Origin of the sequence: Parahoeflea alexandrii (assembly GCF_027214025.1) — a bacterium.
GTDB classification, from domain to species: Bacteria; Pseudomonadota; Alphaproteobacteria; order Rhizobiales; family Rhizobiaceae; genus Hoeflea; species Hoeflea alexandrii_A.
In genome coordinates this window covers 1-21,705 of the sequence record NZ_JAPWHB010000002.1, presented here as the reverse complement: position 1 = coordinate 21,705, position 21,705 = coordinate 1, and the positions used below count along the sequence as shown (strand labels likewise).

Here is a 21,705-nt window from a genome sequence, read left to right as displayed (position 1 = left end):
TCCGACGGCAGTGTGTCGCCCTCAATGATCTGCAGCCGACGGGCTGGGCCATATTTGCCCCACAGTTGTCGAAACCAACGAGCGAACCTCATGCTGCATCCTTTCGCGTCTTGCGGAACAATGGCAGCCCGAGCAACGGCTCGGTAGCTCCCCGACCAAGGAGTGCGTTCTCTGTCCGCTCGAAGTCGTCCTCCGAGTAGTGGTCCTCTTCACAAGCCGCGAGGCTGAATACGACGCGCGCGTAGTTCCGGTTCGGCTCTTGGCGATAGGGGTAGGCGCGGGCGACGAACTCGTTCACCAAGGCAGAGCTGGCTCTCATATTCAGAGTGATCACCGAGGGAGCCTCCTCGTGGATTCCCTTGATGTAGCCCGCTGCGAGTTCGTCCCGGAACGCAGCCGAGTCGGTGCGCTGCAGATACTCGGCCCGCAGACTTTCTTGGGTGTACACGCCGCGATCGGAAAGCGTGGAGCCGCCAGGTTGGATATAGTCGATCCGCCCGCTGACGTCCGCGATGGTAACCGTGCCTTCATCAAGGAATGTCGGGATCGTAACGCCGACATCGAAGAGCGGAATCAGGAAGGCTGAAGCAATCAGGTCGGCGTACTGTCGGCCTTCCTTGCTATCCACGCAGCAGAAGATCAGGTCGCATTGACCGACGGCTTCGATTGCCTCCCGCGTTCCAAGAGTGTCTGCGATGCTGACCGCGATTCCGTCGCCTCGGTGCGCAGCAATAGCGGCGGCGAACATCTCGACCTTCGGACGGACTCGTTGCGCGTCCTCAGTGGTGGAGTTCAGGATGCGATTGAGGTTCTTCTTCTCGATCTTGTCGGAATCGATCAGCGTTACAGACCCGAAGCCGAGGCGCGCGACCTGTTCAGCCGCAATGGATCCGGTTCCCGACACGCCGATGACTGCAGCAGACAGCCTGGAGAGTTCCTTGGTCATGGCACTCGTAAAGGCGAGAGGTCGACCAGCCGGGACAATGTTGTTGATGCAATCATTCCACCAGTAGCTGATGTTGTCGCCGGCGATCGTCACGAGATCCACGGGCTGCCAAGTCATGTCGGGCGCGTAGAGGCGAGCACGAATTGCGCCTTCTGGGGTAATGATCGCCGAACCGTGACAACTGCCGAAAGCTTCGAACAGACCGGGGATAACGCGCGCGTCGCTTTCGTTGTCGATATGCGAGAACCGCAACCAGCCACCCGGATGGGAGTGAAGCAGAATGATCACGAATCCATCAGGTTCGGCGATATCTATAGCGTCTTCGATATAGACGCCAGGCCAGACGATGGCGTCCGGCTTTCGAACGGGACAGGCTTCATGCGGAACCAGTATAGCCTGTCGAACGACGAGCCGCTGCCTGGGGCCGGGCGAGGGCGCGCAGATTAGGATTGCAGCAGCCTCATTGCCGTCAGAGAGCAGATGAGCCATGAGCATGGAGTGGGTGACACCTGCCATCGCGAGGGTGCGTTCAGGCATCATTCGTCAACCTCCTTCGCCAGCGAGGACTCTACCAGAGCGAGGTGGGTGACGACGTTGTCGCATTGAGGGTTCCACGGAACAACAGTGCCGCGGTGGCGTGACCAGCGCTGGAAGGGCAGACCGCCGACACTCTGGACTGCCTCGGTCGCAGGAATGGCCGCGCCTGTTGCCCGCTGCAACGGCGGATACGCGTAGAACATGTCGATCTGGGACTGCGGGTACGTAGGTGGGATCATAAGGGCGAGCGTCGTGGTGGTTGCGGTGTAGCCAATGGGAACCGGATAACCATGAATAATCAACCAGCGGTGGCCGTCGCTGTTGCGGGTTTCCCACTGAAGGCCGAGACCGTCCAGGTAGGATTCGTCAACTTCCAGAAGCGCGAAGTCACGGGAAGGCGCAGTGCGCGCCTCACCATTGCTCACATCCTTCGCCGTCAGGCGGATCTTCTCGATCCCCGGCGCGCGCAGATCGATTTCGTCGCCCACCGAAAGCTGACGCTTCGGCTGGCCTGCGACCTTCAGGATGATGATCCAGGCGTTCGGATCGAATCCTGCGCGAGTAAGCGCGTCCACAACCGAGATGACGGGGATGGTTGAGATGATCTTCTTGCCCTGTACGATCAACTCCCAGATCTCGGGTTTGCGGCTGCGGAACTGCTCGACACCACCCTTTTTGATCTTGATGATGTCGGCATCTTCCACAAGGCGGTCAGGTTTGTCCGTGCGTTCGAGGTAGACGAAGCGGTCGGCAGGGATCCGGCCTAGCTTGCGGACAACGGCCCCGGAGATTTCGTCCGCAGGCCAATCGAGACCTTCACCTTCGATGGCGATGCGATTGGTGCCGTCGCTTTCGGCAACGATGAACTTCACGCCATTGCTGAGGTCGGCCTCTTCCCGGGCACGGAGTTCTTCGAGATCGCCGTCGTCGCGCCACTGCAGGACGTGAGGATACTGGTCCCCATTGAAGCCGGCGGCCTTGGCGATCTTGCCACCGGTAGGCGTGCGCGTGTCGAGCGCAAAAGCGTGGAAGTTGAGATCGAGACCCGCGATTTCGACAGTAGTGTTCTTGCCGCGGTCCGTTTCCTGATGTTCGATAGTCATAGTATGTGATTCCTGGTTGATGGAGTTGGGGAGGACAGTTCGTCCACCTTGTTTGCGCACCGAACCGATGATTCCGACACGAAAAAAATTTGTCGGAATCCACGTTCCCGCGCGCAAACAGAGTGAAGATCAAGGAGGAGATCGACACATGTGGAAGAGAATTCGGAGGACCTGGTGGATCAGCCTGATGAAGAATACCACGGCGCGGAAGACGCCATTGCGGCGTTCGACGCGCTTTCCGGCAAGGATCGGGACAACCTTGCTCGCATTGCCCGCTTCATTGCGGGCACCAGCGGCTTCCCGTCTCCAGATGACCTGATCAACGAGGCATACGTTCGGATCGCGGAAGGGAAACGGCCCTGGCCGCGGGCGCACGGATTCGTCCCGTTCGTGGCGGGCGTGATGAAGAGCCTGCGCAGCGATAGTGCATTCGTGACCGACGAAAGAAAGGTCGTGCGCCTGGACCAGGGCTTCGCTATCGTGACTTCCGAGGACCTTGAGATGGTGGCCGCGAACGACGACGATGACGGGCTTGCTTGCAAGGCGATCATAGAAGACGCGCTTTCCAAGCTGGAGGAACACTTCGCGGATGACGACGAGATGCAGCTGCTCCTCATGGGTATCCAAGAAGGCTTGATAGGAAAGGATCTGCAGGAGGCAGTGGGAGTGGACGCCAAGCGCCTTGAGGCGCTGCGCACCCGGCTGAAGCGGAAGATCGACAACCTCGCCGATGATTATCGAGCGAAGGAAGGACTGGCGTGATGAGCGACAATAAGAAAGACGCCGTGGACAACTTCATAGACTTCATCCTCTCGGACGACAGCCCTGTCGGTCCGGAAGATGAGGCAAATATTCAGATGTTCAATAATGCTATCGAAAGTGCAAAAGTCAGGCTTGCGAATTCGCGATTAGAACGCGCTCGCGCAGGCGCATTTTCCAGCAATATGTCTAGTGGCGTAAGCAACCTAGATAAGGAGCGTGCGAAGCGTCGCTATGACCGCGCGAAAGCGGGTGATTCAACGGCAGGTCTCACTTTGGCTGCTCGATTTGGGGATGGCTCCATGGACGGTGATCTTGAAGCAATTCTTGAAGATCTCGGGGAGTTGGAAGACGAAGATAAAAACAATGAAGAGAATTGATCCGCTTCCTACAAATTTGTCTCCTGATGCATTGCTTCGTTCCCTTGGTATTACAGAACCGCGCGATATCGATATCGAGGCAATAGCTTACTATGTCGGTCTTCGCGTGAAACGGCGCTGTCTCAAGTGCTGCGAGGCAATGATTACGGGTCTGGGGAATAAGGGGATAATCTCAGTCAATCCGAATGGCATGCCTCAGCGCGAGCGCTTCTCGATTGCCCATGAACTCGGCCATTGGGCTCATCACCGTGGCGAGACCGTCGCATGCCGCGCAACCGACATAGGCAAGTTCTCGAAGACGAACAATGTGGAGCGGGCTGCTGATCAGTATGCTGCAGATCTCTTGATGCCGTGGTCCATGTTCAAGGCCGAGTGCCGCAAGCATCCTCGCCTTGATCTGAAGGCGCTGAAGGAAGTGGCAGGGATCTTTAAGACAAGCCTCACGGCTACTCTTATAAGGATGATCGACAGCGACACTTATCCGGCTTCGATGATGATCAGCCACGGAACTGGCGGCAGGAAGTGGCACAGATCCGCTCCCAAGATGGCGACTTGGTGGTTTCCGCGGGAAGAGTTGGATGCGGACAGCTTCGCGTTTGAATTGCTCCACAATCAGAACCAGGACGAGCAACGCTTTCCGCGGAAGATCGGGGCCGATGCATGGTTCGACAAGGCTTCCGCAGCCAGATATGAGATAACAGAGCAGTCATTCCAGATCCCCGGAGAGGGTGTTATGACGATCCTGAACCTTGATCCGAACATGGTGGGATGAGAGGGACGGGCGTTGCGATGGCTGCCTGCTGTTTGATCGAGTTCGGTCCATTTGTGGCTTATGCGGCGAATGACCGCTCACCACTCTCAGAAGTCTTATCAATTCGTTCATAGCGTTTTGGCTTGCGAGAACTCAACTTGATGGTAATCGCACCTGCAAATAATGGAGGCACTCCGTCCAACTCAAACCGTAACCACTCGATTGGCACCGCCTTGCGCATCTGGGAAAGTCTGGGTCGGTGATAGCAGGATCAGGTTTTGGGCTCATCGGACATGATGCGTTCGATCACGTCAGGCTCGCATAGGCTGCCGGTTAGGAACTGGTGGATACCGCCCGACCATGTTCTCACATCACGGATGAAGGCGCGCAGGCTGTCGATGCCGTCGTCGGTAAAGGAGGTAATGGTCTCTTCGTCGCCGGTCCAGATGGTGACGATGTCGCCATAGTCGAGATTGTCAGCGTTGCTGGCAATCTCTTCAAGCAATTCGAGGGTTTCGCCCAGCATCTTGGCAACATGCGTGATGGTGTAGACACTGGTCGTGCGACCCATCAGGCAGCCTCCGATTGCACAGTTCCTGCTGGGGTCCAGTTCCAGGGCAGCAATTCACTGAGACGGTTGTTCATGTGGTCGTGGATGCGATCCAACACATCAGCCAGGTAGGCTTGCGGATCGAGACCATTCATTTTCGCGGTCTCAATGATGGTCATGGCACGGGCGAGCGTTTCGCCGCCGATATCTGACCCAGCGAACAACCAATTTCGTCTGCCAGCACCAATAGGTCTGAGCGCGCGCTCGGCTGGATTGTTGTCGATAGCCACACGCCCGTCCTCCAGGAACAGCGTGAAGGAGGACCAGCGACTTAGCCCGTAACGGAACGCCTTGGCGAGTTCGCTTTTGCCCGGAATACGGGTCAGTTGCTTTTCGGCCCAGGCGTGGAAGGCGTCGACCTTGGGTTTGCTTTTCACCTGACGCACGCTCTGCCGGAGATCGGCAGGCTTGCTGCTGATTTCGCGTTCGATGTCGTAAAGTGCCCCGATCCGGTCGAGCGCCTCACGCGCGATTTCGGATTTTGTCGCCGCCCAGACATCGTGAAAGTCACGGCGGAAGTGCGCCCAACATGCGGCTTCACGGAACTGGCGATTGCCATCAAGATCGGCGGAATAGAGTTTGGCATACCCCTTGTAACCATCGGCCTACAGAATGCCGCTGGCTTCGCTGAGGTGGGCGAGGACGTGCTCCTCTTTCCAGTCGGGCGCAAATTGATAGACTGCACCCGGCGGGGAAGTCCCTGCCCAAGGGCGCTGATCGCGCACATAGGCCCAAATTCGGCCTTTCTTGACGCCCTTTCCAAGACCCTTGTCGCGTCGGCTGCGATCCAGCACACGAATGGGCGTGTCATCAGCGTGGAGCAGATCGCTGGCCATGATCTCGGCTTCGATCTTCTCGATCAGGGGCTCCAGCGTCTTCATTGCCCCACCACACCAACCGACCATCGTCGTGTCTGGAATATCCGCGCCCATGCGGGCGAAGATTTCATGTTGGCGATAAAGCGGAACGTGGTCGTCGAATTTCGAGGTCAGGATTTAGGCCAGCAGATTGGGACCTGCCATGCTGCGCGGAATGGGTCGGCTGGGTGCGGGTTCCTGAACGATCTTCTCGCAGCGCCGACAGGATTTCTTGATCCGTGCAATCTCGATCACCTTCAACTGCGCTGCGATCAAATCGATCAGTTCGCTGACATCCTCGCCAACCACGCGAAGGTCACCGCCACACTCCGGGCAGGCATCGCCAGGATCAATCTCGCGGCGTTCGCGCGGTGTGTCCTTCAAAACCTTGGGACGGCGACGCCTTGATTCCTGGGACTCGTCAGGCTCTGAGGTCTGGTCATTTGTCTCTGGCCCATCGCCTTCATCCGGCGGCGCATCGTCTGCCTCGGCCAGTGCGACCTGCAGGTCTTCCAAGGCCAGTTCCAGCTGTTCGATCTCGCGTTCGATCTTTTCCGAGCTGGGGCCGAACTTTTGCTTCTGTAGCTTGGCAATGCGCACCCGCAGCGCCTGAACCAGCAGGTTATGAGCCCGCAGACTGGCCGACATCTTCTCATTTTCCGCCTGCAAAGCAGCGATCATCGCCTTGAGAAAGGCGGGGTCCTGGGGAAGATTTTCGACATCACTCGACATGCCATTGACTACCACAAGGCAGCCGATAACTCCATAAAAACAATCGACTGGTAGGTTAAAAAGCCAGCCGACACGCGCGGGTGGAGCACCCCAATCCGGACGCCGCCAGTCAATTCCTTCCCATAACATCGCCAGCTGTGCGGACGTCAGACGCGCCGCACCCGTTGTCGCCGTCGGCCATGGAAACCGGCCCCGCTGAAGCACCTTGTAATAGAGGCAGAACCCCTGGCCATCCCAATAAAGCAGTTTCAATCTGTCGCCACGGCGGCCCCGGAAGGCAAACACCGCGCCACCTGTCGGCTTCTGCCGCAGCACGTCCTGCGCGAGCGCCGCAAGGCCGTCGATTCCCTTGCGCATAGCCGAATGCCCTTTGCTCATTATTGCCACACGTGCAAAAGACGTCATAGTGCGGCGCAACGGACCCAGAATTGAAATTATGATACAAGGTGAGATGATGACCAGCACCGTCAAGACACAATGAACAAACTTGCATTCACTGAAGAAGACGCCACTGTCAACGCGATCTCACCGATGCGAGAACTGGGCGCATATGAAGCCCTGTGGACTCGGCAAGGCATGTCATGGAAGCGGATGGCGGATATGTTCCGTGATGACCCCGATGCGATGCCGTCCGACTTTGTTACACCGTCTGAAGCTGATGCGACTGCAAAGCGTGTGATGGTTATGCTCAAAGACCGTGGGGTTAATCCATTTGGCGTTCGCATCCACCACGCTGGTGAATATCCAATCAAGTTGCGGGACGCTAGAAACCCGGTCGAAATGCTCTATTATCAGGGGACGTGGGAACTGTCTGAAAAGCGGGGCCTTTGTATCGTCGGTAGCCGCAAGGCCTCTGAAGAAGGTCAGCAGCGTGCTGCCCGTTTGGCTAAAGAACTGGTAAAGCGCGACTATGCCGTAGTGTCTGGACTTGCCACGGGAATTGATAGTGCTGCTCATAATGCCGCACTGGAGGCTGGCGGGACGACCATTGGTGTGATCGGGACGCCGCTTGGTGAATTCTACCCCAAAGAAAATCAGAAACTTCAGGAACATATCGCCAAAGACCACCTGTTGATTTCACAGGTTCCTGTGATTCGTTATTCTGAAGAACCTTTCCGTAACAAGCGGCAGTATTTTCCAGAGCGCAACGCTACGATGTCAGCCCTTACAGAGGGAACCATCATTGTCGAGGCGGGTGAGACGTCGGGGACGCTCACGCAGGCGCGGGCTGCTATGCAACAGGGGCGCAAGCTGTTCATTCTAGATAGTTGCTTCAAACGTACTGACATCACTTGGCCAGCACGGTTTGAGAAACAAGGTGCGGTTCGGGTTCGGACGCCAGATGACATTTGGAATGCCCTTGAGCCTTAAACCGATCCGCTTTTCAAGGATAGACGACACGAACCGAGACAGTCACACGAGGCTGACTGACGATGACGTCTGTCTTTTCCTTTACGAAAAGACCTCCGGTAGGGACTACACGTTCAGCGCCACAAACAATCTTGTCTCCAATCTAAAAAAACCAGTGACTAGTAACCCCACCGTGTTGGGATACAAGAATCGGGCAATCCAGGAATGCGCAGCAGCTTTCCGCCAAGCCTTGAACCCACGATGGCTGGCAAATGCAACGCTCGTCCCAGTCCCACCATCAAAGGCTTTAAATGATCCCGCATACGATAATCGGATGGAAAGAATCTGCCGCTTGGTCGTACAAGGACAGGACGTCCGCAACTTAGTTGTCCAAAACTCAACAATGGTTGCAAACCATGCGCGAGGCTCTGATGAGCGGGTAACGGTAGAAGAATTGCTGGCAGCCTATTCGATTGACGAAAGCTTGGCTAACCCGGAACCCAGTAGCATCGGTATTGTAGACGATATGCTGACAGCCGGAACGCACTACCGAGCCATGCATACCATTCTGATCAACCGCTTCCCCGACGCAAATATCATCGGGCTATTTGTAGCTAGACGTATTTTTCCCGATGATGATTAACCCGTGCCAACTGGGCAACGCGTTAGTCATCGGGAAGCAGGCGATGTCGGCCTTGAGCCGAAAGCTCCAAAGAGCAATTGGCAACCTCGGGTGGAAAGCGGAAGTTAGGGGGTAGTCCTGATCTAGGAGTGACAGAAGCTACCATTGTCGCTTTCGCTGGCCCCTTGGATCAGGTCATCGACGGAATGGGCGGTCAGCAGGCGTTTGCCGTGACGCAGAGGATGCCTTCGAGACTCTGTCCTGTTCAATCATCAATCTTTGGAAACAAACCTCCAACTGGCCAACATCTGGCGCGAGGTCATTCCGCCACCTCGGCGCAAACCAATTCCGGATCAACAACACATCTGGCAAAGGATCGATTCTATTTCATCGATTTCGTCTTGGATGTAACGTCTCTCCTTATCGCCCTCATACCGAAGCCGAGAACGCAGTTCCTTGGCTTCGGCTTCCAGGCGGTCCGCCAGGCGTTTGTCATCAAACCTGAAGTTCTCAATCAATCTTGCCATAGAAATACCCCAATCGAATTCATGTATTCCATGCTGATGGATGTTTCGAGTGGCGGCAAGGGCTGAACGCCCCTCCGAAGATGATCGCGCGTTCAGCCACCGCTTTGATACGGCGTCATTCTCTCATCTTGCCAAGGTGTGGAACGGCCCACGCAAGATTTTCCCCGGTGCAGGATTGAAAGGACTCGCGGTTCGCTAAACCTGATTGTCTCCATCAAAATCTTCTCGATTAATAAGTCCGCGAAGACTCGACTTTTGAAGCGCATCAAATTGAGGGGCTAACGAACCAAAAGTGATTGCATTGTGTGAACGCAATATGCCGCGCCTTGCGGCGGTTTATGGAATTGATATCGGCAAGAACATTTTTCACGTCGTCGGTTTTGGAAGCGACGGTGTACAGAAACCACCTGCAGCTTACAGGCGTTGGCTCGAGTATCGTTCACGTTGTGGATGTTGAACCGCCTCGGTGAGGTTTGCTGGTTGCAGGACGATCATGCCACCACAATTTCAGACAGCAATTGCGGAAAAAATCGCGTTCTGGTTTCGGGTGGGTAGTCGAAGAAGCCGCCCAGCGAATTGGTTGCGGGAACAGTCATTCGCTGGGAGTGTGAGGGTCGGCCAGCGCAGCATCCGGTCGACTGATCGGTACGCCATTCAATGATGTTTTCTGGGCAAGCAACTTTGCGCCACGACTTTTCAGAAGTTTTCGGAAACTTGGATGCATGCCACCATCCGAATACGCATGTGCCGATACATATGTGCCTGAGGCAAGCACCGATTCCATCTTGCGTTCATCTGAAACGCGCCGAGCTGCCAGGACATCGTCTTCCGCGCTCAGTAGCGGTGGACATGAAGCAAGTGGGTCGCGAGGATTTCCACCTTCAAAGGTCGCGTCGAAGACATATCGTCTGCCGCAATAGGACACCTTGGGTTGACGGCCCGTGACTTCCAAAATGTCGTAGCCCTGTTTCAGGTTTGTCCAAAAATTGAAATTAGGGTCATTTCGATTTCGTGCCATGTTTTCAGGCGTCATCCGGAATGGAAAAGCCTGCACCTGAAACGACGACTGTCCGCCCCTGATGGCTTCACGGGCAATAGCATAGATTTCCGCGACGCCTGCGTCCGTGAGAGCGAAGCATCCTGACGACGAACAGGCACCATGAACCATTAAGGCTTCGCCGCTGTAGCCGAGGGCACTTTCGAGCTTGTTTGGGTAGCCGAGATTGAAAGAGAGATAATATTGCGAGTTGGGATTTAGCATGCCGGCGGAGACATGGTAGAATCCTTCTGGAGCCTGCCGGTCCCCATCTTTGGTTTTTGGGCCGAGCTTCCCAGACCAGCGACACATTGGAAAGATCTTCAAAAGCGCGTAACGCCCAGTGCGATCACGTTTCCAGATTTCAAGCTCGCTTTCATCCTTGAAGATTCGGATCAGGATGGGGTCGGCCGCGGTCATTTTGCGTCGGCTCATATCGCTGACGATGCTTGCCGCAATTGGTTGATTTGCCTTGTTCTCGACGTCAAGAACCGTCGATACGCAAGCCGTCATAGTCGCAGCCAATGCGGGCAGGATCACAAATCTGAGTAGCTTTTGAAACAAATTCGTCTCTGTCCCTTGTGGATCCGAGCGCTGGTGCCGCAGGTGCCATTGAGAGCGCGATGTTGCTTTTCATAATCACATCGTAGCAGCTATGTGCGTTTGTGTGGTTAACGAAAGTTCGAAATTCGTTGATTTGCACGGGACGATTTTGATTTTTTTCGAGATTGAATGAAGTGCCAATAGTACATTTCGATGCCGGCTTGGGGTTGTAATAGCACGTTGCTAGCCAAGAGCATGTGTTTGTCACACTGCCAGTGGTCTGCCGAACGGATGGGTTCAGCCTTTTCGCATCTCAGGCTAGTGCCATGCCGGCCCGAATGATGACCATGAGCGGCAGTGACATGACTATGCCCGCAGAGCCTGGCATGGCCAGGATGCCTGATTTCACCATGAATGGTTCCTGCAAGGTGTGCCTCAAAGGCGCTGATGACAACGGCAAAGCGATACACTGCCCGCCGAGCTGCATAGCAATTGCTTAGGCGGACGAATTATAGATAGTGCAGGACATGCAAGCGTGACCAAATCGTCTTAGTTAAGCTTGCATGTTGCGCGCGGATTGTTTCGGTTTCGCGGACTTCCGGCACGAAGGATCAAATCGCTGATACAACGTCCGAAAGCATTTGCCTGACTTGGTCAGCGACCTCGCCAAGCTCCTGATTGTTGATCCCGGTCATCGAGACCACCGGATCGACCGCGGACACTTCCACACCTTCGTTCGTCTCCCGCACAATCACGTTGCACGGAAGCATGGCCCCGACCCTCGGCTCCATGCCGATGGCCTGCCAGGCCATGTTCGGATTGCAGGCACCAAGGATGCGATACCCCGGCAGGTCCTTGTCAATTTTCTTCTTTATTGTCGCCTTGACGTCAATTTCAGTCAGGACTCCGAAGCCGGCTGCCGCCAGGGCAACTCGTGTGCGGGCGTCAATATCGTCGATATCAGCCCCGGGAAATATTCTGTCTATGGTGTAGCTCATCTGATTGTCATCCTTTCACGCAGCCTTCATTTCCTTAGATACTTAATCAGCGCGGCAATCGCGAGGCCGACAAGGACCAGGATTAGAATCATCCAAAGCCCGCCAAATCCCATGCCATAACCGTTCATCATTCATTCAATCCCTTGCTATGTAGTGGCGAAGGCGTTGCCTCCGCCACTGGTTCATCCAATCAGCATAACGCTCAATTGTCCTCTTTTGTTTCGCTCTGCACGTCGTTCTGCATCATGCTCCCCGGCTGCTCGCCGTCCATCATGCCGCCATTCTGACCAGGCATGTTCCCCGAACGCATCATCATCATCCGCTTGATCCTGTCCGCTGGCGCGGCAAATTCTTCGGAGGTGACTTGTCCGTCTCCATCCGCGTCGAAGGATTGAAAACGGTCGACCGTCTGTTCCCTGACATGGGCGGCGTGAAGCGTTTCGAATTCGGCGAGCGAAAGGGTTCCGTTCCCATCCACGTCGTAGGTTTTCAGGGCATCAAGCAGACCAGTGCGAAGTTCCTCGGGCGAGACTGTTCCGTCATTATCGGCGTCGAACAGGCGTTGCATATGGTCGGCGTCACCCATCATCGTCCCACCCATGCCCATCATTCCCGCGCCCATGCCGCCGATTTCACCACCCATGCCCATCATGCCCGATTGACCGCCGTGCATCATCCTCATCATGCGCATCATGGATCCCATGTCGCCGCCCATCATTCCTTGCATCATGTTGGGGTTGCCGCCCGCCATGGCCGCCGCGGAGCCGAAATTCGACGTTTCTTGCCGTTGGCCATGACCGTGATCGGAATCAGCGAGCGCGAGAGTCGGCAAAGCGGCCGATAAGATCAGTGCCGTTGCGATGGTCTTGAACTTGTACATCTGACAGTCTCCTAGTTGGTTTCACATTCCTTATCTGGGCATAAAGAACCCGATTTAAATGGATTGCATCCAGCGGTTTGTACCGGCATGTCGTAGGATGCGGGTTCTGTTACATTCGGTGACAAAACAATCACTGACGCATTGTGTTGGTTTTCGATAGAAGAGCTCATGTCCGATGCTCCGCATATTCTCGTCGTCGACGATCACAAGGAAATCCGTGAAAGCGTAAAGCGTTTTCTTGAGAAGAACGGCATGCGCGCCGGCACCGCCAGGGATGCGCAAGATGCCGAAGCAAAACTTGCGATCGGCAATTATGACTTGATGGTGCTGGACGTCATGATGCCGGGCGAAAGCGGTCTTTCGCTGTGCCAGCGGCTTTCCGCCGAGCGCGTGTTGCCGATCATCTTGCTGACAGCATTGGGTGACGACACGGACCGGATCGTCGGACTCGAAATCGGAGCCGATGACTATCTTGCGAAACCGTTCAATCCGCGAGAGTTGCTGGCCCGGATCAAGGCGGTTCTTCGGCGTTCGGAACGCGACGAAAAGCTCGCGGGCGGGTTCGCGGGAAAGCGGCTTCGTTTTGCCCACCTCGTGCTTGATTCAGACAGTCGGACGCTGGTGGACGTATCTGGAAACGAAACGCGCTTGACGAGCGCAGACTTCAAGCTGCTGATCGTCCTGTTGGAGCGCGCGCGTGTGGTACTGAGCCGTGAGCAGCTTCTGGACCTTACGGCTGGCCGTTCAGCTGGGCCGTTGGACCGCACCATCGACAACCAGATCAGCCGTCTCAGGCGCAAGATCGAACCTGACATTCTTCAGCCAAAGATCATTGCGACCGTCAGAAACGGCGGCTATTGCCTATCTGCGGACGTGGAGGTGCTAGGTTGAGTTGGGGGCCGTTGACAAGCCTCAGGGCACAACTCGTGCTTCTTGTTGTCGCGGCGCTTGTCGTCGCGCAAGTCGTGAGTCTGTGGTTGTTCGTCGATGAGAGAAGCCTCGCTGTTCGGGCTGCGCTCGGCTTCGAAGCCGCAGGCCGCGCCGCAAACGTGGCGAGGCTAATTGAAGAGGCACCCGACAATCTGCAAGACTCGATTCTGCGCGCGGCCAATTCGCCGCTTGTCCGATTTGACTTGTCGGGTGAAGCGACAGCTGGAAATTCAGATGGCTCGGATGGTGGTCTTGTTGAATCCCGAATACGTGCGCTTCTGGGCGACAGCTATCGCGGCGACATCCGTGTCGAATTGCATGGAATTGAGGGGCAAATCCTGCCGATGCCGCACCTTTCGCCGGAAATGGCTGAAATGCATCGGACTATGATGCACGGTGCGCTCTCGGCAGTAGAAATGAACCTGTCCATCGCGCTTTCTGACGGACGTTGGCTAAATGTCGGCACCCGGTTCGAGCGTCCGCCCCTCCAGTGGCCGCTTTACTCGATGCTGACATTTATCCTGACCGCGGCGGTCATCCTGATCGCTGTTTTCTGGTTTCTCATTACCCGCTTTACTGGTCCATTGAGGCGGCTGGTCGGCGCGGTTGACAGACTGGGACGGGGCGAAGAGATTGCTGAACTACCCGCAGTGGGTCCGACCGAAGTGCGGGAGCTTACTTCAACCTTCAACAGAATGCAGGATCGCCTGACGCGGTTTGTGGCGGACCGAACACGGTTGCTGGCTTCGTTGGGACACGATCTCAGGTCCCCCCTTACGGCAATTCGTGTCCGCGCCGAGTTGGTCGATGACGAGGAAACACGTAGCAGTCTGGTGGCCTCGGTGGAGGAAATGCAGACTATGGTCGAGGAGACACTAACCTTCGCCCGCGGGATGGCCGCGTCCGAGGCCTCTCAATCTGTTGATGTTGGCGGCCTGCTCGAAGATCTGAGAACCGGCTCTCCAGTCCCCTTCCTCCTGGATAGGGGTGCGCCGACAAGTGTTCGCATTCGTCCCACCGCCATGCGCCGGGCCCTTCGCAATGTGATCGAAAACGCTGTGCGCTACGGTGGAAACGCGCGCGTTGCATATTGGGCTAGAGACGACCACCTCATGATCACGGTAGAAGATGACGGGCCTGGCATCCCGGAAACCGATCTTGAACGGGTTTTCGATCCATTTTTCAGGCTCGAAGAATCGAGGTCATTGGAAACCGGTGGGCACGGGCTCGGTCTGTCAATTGCACGTACAATCATTACTGCGCATGGTGGCGACATCTGGTTGGTCAATCGGGAGGAGGGTGGGTTATGTGCCTCGATCTTGATCCCGCTGGAGGGGACTGCCCAAGAAACTGGTGAGGACAAACGCACGCAGTGGATCAGTTCTCCTGCTTGAACCGTTGGCTCGCGGGTGGATCCGAGATCGCTCCCCGGTCGGAGTAATCGCGAAATTGCTGGCTTGACCTTCCTGTCGGTGGAACCACTATCAGTGCCTTATGGACGATCCGCAGAAAGATCGTGAGGTTGGTTGCCGGCATCCGCAAGTCCGGAAATTCGCATTCGGCGCAGACGGCGACCGGCAAAAAAAATGGTTGGCGGACCAACCTTGTCGATACCCTTTTTGATGACGGTGGCTCAATGGGAGTGGTCGCTCGCGAAGGCGCGTAGTTACTGTACGATCTGGATCTCACCGCAAATGCTACTTATCTCTTGGAACCTGAAAAATGATCAATCGGCGCAATTTCATTGTCGGGGCGGCGGGTCTTGTCTCAGCCGCTCAGTTTCCTGCTCTGTCGCTGGCGCGCACAAGCGCCACAGAGCTCGAGTTTATTGCTGGCCCTGCAAGGAAAAAATTCTACCGGCCAGATACTGAAGCTTCCGATGTCTGGGCCTACAACGGCGAGGTGCCCGGGCCCGAAATTCGCGCACGAAAGGGAGACCGCGTCCGTATCCGTTTCACCAACAATCTGGACGAACCGACATCCATTCACTGGCACGGTATCCGGATCGACAACGCCATGGACGGCGTTTCCGGACTGACGCAGGATCCGGTGCAACCGGGCGCAAGCTTTCTGTATGATTTTGAAGTGCCTGATGCGGGTACCTATTGGTATCATGCACACAATAAAAGCTGGAACCAGGTGGGCCGTGGCCTTTACGGTCCGTTGATCATCGATGAGCCGGAGATGCCGTTCGACAGCTCACGCGACATCGCATTGGTTATCGATGACTGGCGGTTGCGCCGGCCGGGCGTGCTGGACACCGAGAGCTTCGGTTCGCTGATGGACTGGAGCCACGGTGGCCGCCTCGGCAACTGGATCACAGTGAATGGGGAGCCGGTGCCGGTTATGGCGCTCAAGCGCGGCGAAGCTTACCGGTTGCGCCTGATCAATGCAGCCAACGCCCGCGTCTTCGAAATAGACCCCAACAGGTTCAATGCCAAGGTGCTGGCCTATGACGGCCAGGCTTTGTCCGAGCCAATCAGCCTTGGTTATGCGCCCGCGATGCTTGGCCCGGCACAGCGCATGGATTTGCTGGTTGTCCCTCAGGAACATTTCGCACTGGAGGAGGTGTCGGGCAACGATCCTTTCGTCATGGCAGAATTCAAAGTCGAGGGCGTTGCAACCGCCGCTGCGGCCGCACCAGCTCTTACGGTCAACGCCATTCCCGAGCCCGACATCGCAAATGCACGGCGAGTCAAAGTCGTCATGGAGGGCGGGGCCATGGGCGGCTTTGTCGAAATTATATACCAGGGCAAGAAGCTTCAGGGCGAGGATGCGCAAAGCACACGCCAGTTGTGGGCATTCAACGGCGTTGCAAACCTCGCCGACGATCCCCTGTTCGCTGCGGAACGCGGGCAAACCATCATCATAGAAACCGTCAACAGAACGGCCTGGGTTCATGCCATGCATGTGCATGGGCATCATTTCCGGGTGACCTCCCGGTCAGGGAGCGAGGTGGACGAAGGCAAGCCGTGGCGCGACACCTTCCTGATCGGGCCCGAACAGACGACAGAAATTGCCTTTGTCGCCGACAATCCGGGAAAATGGCTTTACCATTGTCACATGCTTGAACATGCGGCGGCAGGCATGACTACGTGGTTCACGGTTGCGTGATGGTTGGTTTGTTATGGAATATTTCAGCTTTTTCGGGTAATTAGGTTGGTATGCGCAGCATCATCATCGCAGTCGTTTTATTGCTATTTACCAATGGCGCATTCATGGCCTCGACGCAGAGTGCGCAAACTGCAGATGCGGTTGACCAGATGATGACCATGCAAAGCCTACCCGATGCCGTCATGATGAATTGCTGTGTGAAGACCGCCAGCATGATGGGGCATGGGCACATGAATTGTGCCATGGACTGCCATTACCTTGCGCCCTATATGTATTCGGGTTTCCTGCGAACAGTCCCAGTGAAAGTAAGTACGTATACGGTTTTGCCGACGTCTTCGGTCGAAGACCACCTCATGAGACCCCCCATCGTGTCCTGATCACGGATAGCCGCGCCAATCGGCGCTTCCGGAATTTGACCAGTCACGAGGTAATCATGATCTCCAAACGGAAATTCATGTTGGGTTTTGCAGCTTTGGCATTGATGCCTGCATCGCAGGCTCACGCGCACATTCAGCCATTCAAGCTGGACCCGAGGTTCGAGCCACAATCAGTTGCGTTCTCGGGATATGCGCCCGGCACCGTCATTGTCGATCCCCGCAACCACTTTCTCTATTTGCAGTTGAGCGATGGAATGGCACGCCGCTATGGCGTGGGCGTTGGCAAGGCAGGCCTTACTTTCAAAGGGACTGCCACAATAGCTCGCAAGGCGAAATGGCCGAGCTGGACGCCGACAAAAAATATGATCCGACGTCAGCCCGGCAAGTACGCTAAATATGCCAAGGGTGTCCCCGGCGGTCCAGGCAATCCGCTCGGATCGCGTGCGCTTTATCTCTACAAGAACGGACGCGACACCTACTATCGCATCCACGGCACGACACAGCCGTCGTCCATCGGGCGCTCGGTCTCCAACGGCTGTATTCGCATGATCAATGTACATGTCGAAGACCTGTATGAAAGGGTGCCTGTCGGTGCACAGGTGGTGGTTTTGTGATGCATCAGCAAACACACGAACCGTTACCGTGTTCCGGCGTCGCCAGCGTCCTGTGGACAAATATATGCAACGTCGGCAGGGCCGGTGCGGACACCCCGCCCGGTAAATGCTGATGTTGACACGCTGATTGCCGTAGGTCGCGGGCGCAGGACTGGTTCTTTTGGCGATGCCGAAGGAAACGCCACAAGTGGAGTTTGTTTTTTTGGCCTATGCCGCGGTGCTCACCGCTTCATGTTGTGCTCCGTCGGCCATAATCGCCATGACCAGTTCCTCAAGAATACGAGAGACATCTGAAATGACTAAAATTCTCATCTCATTAGCCGCCGTGTTTGCCATTGGAGTTTCCGTAACGGCCACGGTTGCACTCGCCGAAACGCCCGATACTGACAGCCAGATCATGGTGTTCAAGACGCCATGGTGCGGGTGCTGCCAGGCCTGGGTTGAAGCCATGGAACAGGCTGGCTACGACGTCGCGACCACAGACGTCGAGGACCTCACCGCGATCAAGACGCAAGCCGGCGTGCCCGGCGGTCTTGAGGCCTGCCATACTGCGGTGATCGGCGGTGAAACCAAATACGTGCTTGAAGGCCATGTGCCGATCGAGGCGGTCGAAAAACTGATGACCGAGCGACCGGATATCCGGGGAGTGTCGACCCCGGGCATGCCGATGGGGTCACTAGGCATGGGCGATGATTCGGAGGCAAACTATGCGGTCTACGCGTTCACTGGTCGATCCGGTGATGCACCTGCGGTTTTCTTCGAGGCCGGCAAACAATGAACCGGCGTCAATTTATTACGGGCGCGGGAAGCCTTTCGGCTTTGGCCCTACAGGGGTGTTCGACAACTGAAACACTGCAGACGACGCCAGAGCCGCAAGGGCCACCGCCTGCCTATCTTGCCATGTACGGACCGATGCCGGGTGAAAGGTTTCCCATTCCAGCGGTAGACCTGACAAAAGTACCGGAAAAATTTTGGCGTAGACAGGTCGATTACGTCGGCCCGCACCCAGTCGGGACTGTCGTGGTCAACACAAACACGTTCTACCTTCATCTTGTCCAGGAAGGCGGCAAGGCTATGCGCTATGGGGTTGGCCTTGGCCGGCAAGGCTTTGAATGGTCGGGCGAGGGCCGCATACAATGGAAGCAGCAGTGGCCAAAATGGACGCCGCCCGCGGAGATGATCGCGCGGAAACCGGAGCTGGAGCAATGGAGCGCGGACAATGGTGGCATGCCACCTGGGCTCGATAACCCTTTGGGTGCACGCGCGCTCTACATCTTCCAAAACGGTGTAGACACACTATACCGTATCCATGGCTCGCCCGAATACTGGACGATCGGCAAGGCGGTCTCGAGCGGCTGCGTCCGGCTGATGAATCAGGACATTATTGATCTTTACAACCGCGTGCCTTCGGGCTCCCGGCTGATCGTGGTTTGAGACGCCCATGCGGGAAAAAACTTTGTATGCCATGGTCTTTGCCGCACTCGCGGGGTTCGCAATCGCCGCGACTGCAGTGACGGTGCAACAGGATGAGCTGCGGGCTGGTCTCCTAAAGCTAGATGACCGGCGGGTTTTGGCGTTGGGCAAAACCCTTTATGCCGATAGTTGCGCGTCCTGCCATGGCGTTCAATTGGAAGGACAAGTCGAGGATTGGCGTTCGCCGGGACCGGACGGTCTGATGCCAGCGCCGCCCCATGACGAGACCGGCCATACTTGGCATCACACGGATCAAATTCTCTTCGAGATCACAAAGTACGGAATTGTAGCCGCAGCAAATCTGAAGAACTACACTTCGGCAATGCCGGTCTATGAAGGAGTGCTCACCGATGCAGAAATCATCGCAGTGCTTTCCTACATCAAGAGCACATGGCCGGACGAAATCCGCAGCGGACATGATGAGATGAATACGCGCTATGCCCTGGAGCCAAAATGACCAATTCGAAGCGTTTGGCTTGGGTGGACCTGGCAAAGGGCATGTCGATGATCTTGGTCGTGATGATGTATGCGGCCTACAACACCGGTACACATACCGGCAGCGTCGGTTTCCTTCATTACGTGATCGCGTTCGCGACGCCCTTTCGCATGCCGGAATTCTTCCTCATTTCCGGCCTGTTTCTTTCGACCGTGATTGCACGTCCTTGGCAGCGATACGCTGATCGCCGTTTTGTACATTACATGTATTTCTATGTTTTGTGGGCATTCATCATGATCGCTTTGAAGGTGGGCATTTTCGCTCGCGATCCGATCGCCATGGTGGCGGATCTTGCCCGCGCCATTGTCCAGCCCTATGGCGTACTGTGGTTTGTCTACATGCTCGGCTTGTTTGCCATAGCCGCAAAGCTTCTTTGGCAATTCCGGATTCCGCACTGGCTTGTGATTGCTGTTGCGACGGGTTTGCAGATCGCTTCGATCAACGTTTCAAGTTACATTGTGACGCAATTTGCCGCCTATTTCGTGTTTTTCTACATCGGTTATGCGTTCGCTCCGCAGATTTTCAGGGTGGCGGGCTGGGTAGCCGAAAACCGAGGGAAAGGAATTGCGGCGCTGGTTGCCTGGTTCGTCGTCAACGGACTTTTGGTGTTTCTGCCGAGTTTCGAACTGATGCCGGGCGAAACCCATATGGGATTTGCTGCATTTCCACCGCTGCATTTCCTGCTTGGTGTTGCGGGCGCGGTGGCGCTTTGTGCCTTCAGTGTGGTCTTGATGGATCGGCCGTATACTGGCTGGTTGCGATGGATCGGCGCGCATTCGCTTGTCATCTATCTTGCTTTCACCATTCCCATGTCGATCTTTCGCGAGATAGCTATGAATACCGGGCTGATCACGCAAACTGGGCCACTCAGCCTTGCGGTCTTTGTTGTAGCCCTGACGACTCCGATCATACTCTATTTTGCTATCGGCTTGACCGGTTTCGGGCACTTCCTGTTCGAGCGACCTGGATGGGCGCACATCAGATCTGAGTAGGCCCAGCGTAACTTCTTGATTGTGGTTCCATCATTTGATTAGTCGTAGCCTGGAGCATTCACTCACGGGGGAAGCTCGAGCCTTGGTCAATGGTTATGGTGATCGCCCGCACTGACGGGATGTCGGGTGAGAAAAATCCGCTCGAACAGAAACACCAACGCCATACCGACCATGCCGAGACCGACAATCAGCGGATCGGACTGCCACTTGATCGCGGCGAAGGTAGCTAGAACCACCACGTCGAGCGCGATTGCCGTCAACAGCATCCAGCCCTGCGCACCGATTTCGTGGCGAAGATTTCTGTAGACGCCCCAGTGAATGATGATGTCCATCACGAGGTAGAAGAAAGCGCCAAGCGAGGCGATACGGCTGAGATCAAAGAACACCGTCAGGAAGCCCGCGATCACGACAGTGTAGACCAGCGTGTGGTCCCTGATCGTGCCAGGCATTCCGAAATGGCTGTGCGGGATCATCTTCATCTCGGTCAACATTGCCAGCATCCGCGATACCGCGAAAACGCTCGCGATCAGGCCCGAAGCTGTGGCCACAAGCGCAAGCGCCACCGTCAAGTAGAAGCCGGTCGGTCCAAGCGCCGGTTTAGCCGCTTCCGCGAGGGCATAGTCCTTCGCTGCCACGATGCGTTCCAGCGGCAGACTGGAGCCCACGGCGAATGCCACAAGCAAATAGACAGCCACACATATTGCGATGGACAGGATGATGGCCCGGCCCACGTTGCGGTGCGGGTTTGTGATTTCCGCGCCGCTGTTCGTGATTGTGGTAAAGCCCTTGAATGCAAGAATCGACAGTGCGACGGATGCCACGAAAACACCTGCGCCAGCATCCCCGGCCGTCGCCTCGAAGGTGATGCCACTGGCCCAGAGGCCGGCCGCGCCGAACAGCGTAATGCCGCCGACCTTGAGCACCGCCATGACGATAGACAGAAGTCCGACAGAACGGCTTCCCGAGACGTTTACGAGATAGGCGAAGATGATCAGCCCGACGGTACTGTAACTTGACGTCTGGAAATTGCTTTTGCGCAGGTGCCATGAGCCCCTGCCAAGGCGTGGCCCGGCAGGGG

The 21,705-nt window shown here is 56.2% G+C and carries 22 protein-coding genes and 2 pseudogenes; 15 read left to right on the top strand and 9 right to left on the bottom strand.

Annotation, left to right across the window (positions count from 1 at the left end; all coding sequences use genetic code 11):
* Positions 1-88 precede the first annotated feature (88 nt).
* Both O4H62_RS06285 and O4H62_RS06280 read right to left on the bottom strand, forming a co-directional pair.
* Positions 89-1,486: a ThiF family adenylyltransferase gene (locus O4H62_RS06285; RefSeq protein ID WP_269386383.1), complete on the bottom strand. Its 1,398-nt coding sequence runs from the start codon at positions 1,484-1,486 to the stop codon at positions 89-91.
* Positions 1,483-2,586 carry a multiubiquitin domain-containing protein gene (locus O4H62_RS06280; protein ID WP_269386382.1) on the bottom strand — a complete coding sequence of 368 codons (1,104 nt, stop codon included), beginning with the start codon at positions 2,584-2,586 and terminating at the stop codon, positions 1,483-1,485. The genes O4H62_RS06285 and O4H62_RS06280 overlap by 4 nt, the downstream gene beginning before the upstream one ends.
* Positions 2,587-2,736: 150 nt before the next feature.
* Here O4H62_RS06280 and O4H62_RS06275 point away from each other — a divergent pair, with 150 nt between their 5' ends.
* From O4H62_RS06275 to O4H62_RS06265, 3 genes are read left to right on the top strand one after another with little or no spacing between them, the layout of a single operon-like run.
* The gene (locus O4H62_RS06275) at positions 2,737-3,348 is read left to right on the top strand and encodes a transposase (protein ID WP_269386381.1); all 612 of its coding nucleotides are present in this window, start codon (positions 2,737-2,739) and stop codon (positions 3,346-3,348) included.
* Positions 3,348-3,725 (top strand): hypothetical protein, encoded by a 378-nt coding sequence (locus tag O4H62_RS06270; protein WP_269386379.1) that lies wholly within the window; start codon positions 3,348-3,350, stop codon positions 3,723-3,725. The genes O4H62_RS06275 and O4H62_RS06270 overlap by 1 nt, the downstream gene beginning before the upstream one ends.
* A complete protein-coding gene (locus O4H62_RS06265; protein WP_269386378.1) occupies positions 3,712-4,497 on the top strand; it encodes an ImmA/IrrE family metallo-endopeptidase in 786 nt (261 codons plus the stop codon). The genes O4H62_RS06270 and O4H62_RS06265 overlap by 14 nt, the downstream gene beginning before the upstream one ends.
* Positions 4,498-4,747: 250 nt before the next feature.
* Here the strand turns inward: O4H62_RS06265 and O4H62_RS06260 are convergent, their stop codons facing one another.
* The 3 genes and pseudogenes from O4H62_RS06260 to tnpB all read right to left on the bottom strand — a co-directional run.
* Positions 4,748-5,047: a hypothetical protein gene (locus tag O4H62_RS06260; RefSeq protein ID WP_269386377.1), complete on the bottom strand. Its 300-nt coding sequence runs from the start codon at positions 5,045-5,047 to the stop codon at positions 4,748-4,750.
* Positions 5,047-6,675, bottom strand: a pseudogene (tnpC, locus tag O4H62_RS06255) (IS66 family transposase). Before tnpC ends, O4H62_RS06260 begins: the two are co-directional and overlap by 1 nt.
* 108 nt (positions 6,676-6,783) lie before the next feature.
* Positions 6,784-7,053, bottom strand: a pseudogene (gene tnpB / locus O4H62_RS06250) (IS66 family insertion sequence element accessory protein TnpB); the annotation flags it as partial.
* A 99-nt stretch (positions 7,054-7,152) separates the two neighbouring features.
* On the opposite strand from tnpB, the gene O4H62_RS06245 reads away from it, so the two are divergent.
* From O4H62_RS06245 to O4H62_RS06235, 3 genes are all read left to right on the top strand, one after another.
* On the top strand, positions 7,153-8,046 hold the full coding sequence (locus O4H62_RS06245) for a DNA-processing protein DprA (protein WP_269386376.1): 894 nt from the start codon (positions 7,153-7,155) through the stop codon (positions 8,044-8,046).
* Positions 8,036-8,668 carry a hypothetical protein gene (locus tag O4H62_RS06240; RefSeq protein ID WP_269386374.1) on the top strand — a complete coding sequence of 211 codons (633 nt, stop codon included), beginning with the start codon at positions 8,036-8,038 and terminating at the stop codon, positions 8,666-8,668. The genes O4H62_RS06245 and O4H62_RS06240 overlap by 11 nt, the downstream gene beginning before the upstream one ends.
* Positions 8,669-8,796: 128 nt before the next feature.
* On the top strand, positions 8,797-9,240 hold the full coding sequence (locus tag O4H62_RS06235; protein ID WP_269386372.1) for a hypothetical protein: 444 nt from the start codon (positions 8,797-8,799) through the stop codon (positions 9,238-9,240).
* A gap of 526 nt (positions 9,241-9,766) precedes the next feature.
* Here the strand turns inward: O4H62_RS06235 and O4H62_RS06230 are convergent.
* The 3 genes from O4H62_RS06230 to O4H62_RS06220 all read right to left on the bottom strand — a co-directional run bounded on the left by O4H62_RS06230 (position 9,767) and on the right by O4H62_RS06220 (position 12,631).
* Complete coding sequence (locus O4H62_RS06230) at positions 9,767-10,723, bottom strand: L,D-transpeptidase family protein (RefSeq protein ID WP_269387531.1); 957 nt, start codon at positions 10,721-10,723, stop codon at positions 9,767-9,769.
* A gap of 641 nt (positions 10,724-11,364) precedes the next feature.
* Positions 11,365-11,751: a DUF302 domain-containing protein gene (locus O4H62_RS06225; protein ID WP_269386370.1), complete on the bottom strand. Its 387-nt coding sequence runs from the start codon at positions 11,749-11,751 to the stop codon at positions 11,365-11,367.
* A 202-nt stretch (positions 11,752-11,953) separates the two neighbouring features.
* Positions 11,954-12,631, bottom strand: coding sequence for an EF-hand domain-containing protein (locus tag O4H62_RS06220; protein WP_269386368.1), 678 nt, complete (start codon positions 12,629-12,631; stop codon positions 11,954-11,956).
* Between the two features lie 168 nt (positions 12,632-12,799).
* On the opposite strand from O4H62_RS06220, the gene O4H62_RS06215 reads away from it, so the two are divergent.
* The 9 genes from O4H62_RS06215 (at position 12,800) to O4H62_RS06175 (ending at position 20,627) form a co-directional block, all read left to right on the top strand.
* Positions 12,800-13,522, top strand: a complete 723-nt coding sequence (locus tag O4H62_RS06215; protein WP_269386366.1) for a response regulator — start codon at positions 12,800-12,802, stop codon at positions 13,520-13,522.
* A gap of 35 nt (positions 13,523-13,557) precedes the next feature.
* A complete protein-coding gene (locus tag O4H62_RS06210; RefSeq protein WP_269386365.1) occupies positions 13,558-14,955 on the top strand; it encodes an ATP-binding protein in 1,398 nt (465 codons plus the stop codon).
* 328 nt (positions 14,956-15,283) lie between these two features.
* Entirely contained in the window at positions 15,284-16,675 is a 1,392-nt protein-coding gene (locus tag O4H62_RS06205; RefSeq protein WP_269386364.1) for a multicopper oxidase family protein, read from the top strand.
* 50 nt (positions 16,676-16,725) lie between these two features.
* On the top strand, positions 16,726-17,052 hold the full coding sequence (locus tag O4H62_RS06200) for a hypothetical protein (RefSeq protein ID WP_269386363.1): 327 nt from the start codon (positions 16,726-16,728) through the stop codon (positions 17,050-17,052).
* Positions 17,053-17,108: 56 nt separating this feature from the next.
* The gene (locus tag O4H62_RS06195) at positions 17,109-17,666 is read left to right on the top strand and encodes a L,D-transpeptidase (protein WP_430538388.1); all 558 of its coding nucleotides are present in this window, start codon (positions 17,109-17,111) and stop codon (positions 17,664-17,666) included.
* Between the two features lie 166 nt (positions 17,667-17,832).
* The gene (locus O4H62_RS06190; RefSeq protein WP_269387529.1) at positions 17,833-18,444 is read left to right on the top strand and encodes a DUF411 domain-containing protein; all 612 of its coding nucleotides are present in this window, start codon (positions 17,833-17,835) and stop codon (positions 18,442-18,444) included.
* Positions 18,441-19,100: a L,D-transpeptidase gene (locus O4H62_RS06185; RefSeq protein WP_269386361.1), complete on the top strand. Its 660-nt coding sequence runs from the start codon at positions 18,441-18,443 to the stop codon at positions 19,098-19,100. Before O4H62_RS06190 ends, O4H62_RS06185 begins: the two co-directional genes overlap by 4 nt.
* Positions 19,101-19,107: 7 nt before the next feature.
* Positions 19,108-19,596: a c-type cytochrome gene (locus tag O4H62_RS06180; RefSeq protein ID WP_269386359.1), complete on the top strand. Its 489-nt coding sequence runs from the start codon at positions 19,108-19,110 to the stop codon at positions 19,594-19,596.
* Positions 19,593-20,627, top strand: coding sequence for an acyltransferase family protein (locus O4H62_RS06175; protein WP_269386358.1), 1,035 nt, complete (start codon positions 19,593-19,595; stop codon positions 20,625-20,627). Before O4H62_RS06180 ends, O4H62_RS06175 begins: the two co-directional genes overlap by 4 nt.
* Before the next feature lie 86 nt (positions 20,628-20,713).
* On the opposite strand, the gene O4H62_RS06170 is transcribed toward O4H62_RS06175, so the two are convergent.
* The gene (locus O4H62_RS06170; protein WP_269387527.1) at positions 20,714-21,619 is read right to left on the bottom strand and encodes an APC family permease; all 906 of its coding nucleotides are present in this window, start codon (positions 21,617-21,619) and stop codon (positions 20,714-20,716) included.
* Between the last annotated feature and the right edge of the window lie 86 nt (positions 21,620-21,705).